We start from the raw sequence: 1,719 nt of genomic DNA on the forward strand, positions 1-1,719 counted from the left end.
CCCACCTACGCCTTCCAGCACGAGCACTACTGGCTTGCTTCGTCCTTCAACGGGGCTGCGGATGCACGGGCCCTCGGACAGAGCGCGGGTGAGCATCCGCTGCTGGGAGCCAAGGTCGTCGTGGCTCAGGCAGATGAGTACCTGTTCACGGGCAGACTGTCGGTCGAGTCACACCCGTGGCTCGGTGACCACATGGTCATGGGCTCGGTGCTGCTGCCGGGTACAGCCTTCGTCGACCTGGCCCTGCACGTCGGTGAACAGGTCGGGCTCGATCTTCTGAGCGATCTCACGCTCGAGACACCCTTGGTTCTCCCCGATCACGGGGCGGTGGCCGTCCAGCTGACTCTGGGTGCTGCCGAGGACGACGGTAGCCGGGCGATCGCCGTTCACGGGCGGACTGCTGAAGACGCGGACGCGAAGTGGACACGGCATGCGTCCGGCACACTCTCCGCAGGCGGCGTACTGACAGGTGAGCCGCTGGAGGAGTGGCCGCCGCACGATGCTGTCGCCCTCGATGCCGAGGGTCTGTACGAGAACCTGGCGGAGATCGGATTCGGCTACGGTCCGACGTTCCAGGGGCTGCGGGCCGCCTGGCGCCGCGGCGACGAGGTATTCGCCGAGGTCGCCCTGCCGGAAGGAACTGATGCCGCAGGGTTCGGCGTCCACCCCGCACTGCTGGACGCGGCACTGCACACGATGGGTCTTGCCGCGGGGGACGGCGGAGACACGGCCGGAGAAGCTCGGCTGCCGTTCGCGTGGAGCGGGGTGTCGGTGTCCGCCGTGGGGGCGACTGTCCTGCGGGTGCGGATCACGACCGCCGGTTCGGGCATCTCCCTGGCGCTCGCGGACAGCGCGGGTGCTCCGGTTGCCTTCGTCGAGTCGCTCGCTCTGCGGGCGATCTCGCCGGACCAGCTCATGGCTGCCGCCGACGCCGCGACACGCGATGCGCTGTTCCAGGTGGACTGGACAGGCCACGACGTGGAGGAGGAGCGGGTCGAGGCCCGCTGGGCGGCGCTGGGCGACGCCATCGGCGTACCCGGACTTCGGTACGCCGACCTGACCGCGCTCACCGCTGCGGCCGACGCCGGCGAGTCGGTGCCGGGTGTGGTGGCGGTGTCGTTNCTGCCGTTCGCGTGGTCGGGGGTTTCGCTTCATGCTGTGGGTGCGTCGGTTCTGAGGGTGCGGATCACGCCGGCGGGTTCCGGTGTGTCGTTGGTGCTGGCTGATGCGGCCGGTGGTCCGGTGGCGTCGGTGGACTCGCTGGTACTGAGGCCTGTTTCGGCTGGGCTGGTGCAGTCGTCGGGCGGGTTGCGTGATGCGTTGTTCCGGGTTGGCTGGGTCGAGCACGCGCTTGGTGCGGTTGGTCCTGCTCTTGGCGTTCGGCTGGTCACCGGTCTGGACGTGTTGGATGCGGTGCCGGGTGTGGTGGCGGTGTCGTTCGCGGAGTCGGAGTCGGAGTCGGAGTCCGAGTCCGAGTCGGGTCCTGGGCCCGTGGATGTGGTGTCCCGTACGCACGAAGTGGTGGGGCGGGCACTGGGGTTGTTGCAGGAGTGGTTGGCGGATGAGCGGTTCGCCGATGCGCGGTTGGTTGTGGTGACTTCGGGTGCGGTTGCGTGCGAGGCGGGTGCTGCGCCGGATCCTGTCCAGGCTGCGGTGTGGGGTTTGGTGCGGTCGGCGCAGTCGGAGAATCCTGGCCGGTTCGTTCTGGCGGATGTCGAC

General features: G+C 69.0%; 1 protein-coding gene. It reads left to right on the forward strand.

The window, feature by feature from the left end; all coding sequences use genetic code 11:
• Positions 1-1,719, forward strand: a 1,719-nt coding sequence (locus tag IH13_RS0100135) for a polyketide synthase dehydratase domain-containing protein (protein WP_031079893.1), incomplete at both ends; no start/stop codon positions are given.

The organism is Streptomyces sp. NRRL WC-3549, from assembly GCF_000721935.1.
Lineage (GTDB): Bacteria > Actinomycetota > Actinomycetes > Streptomycetales > Streptomycetaceae > Streptomyces.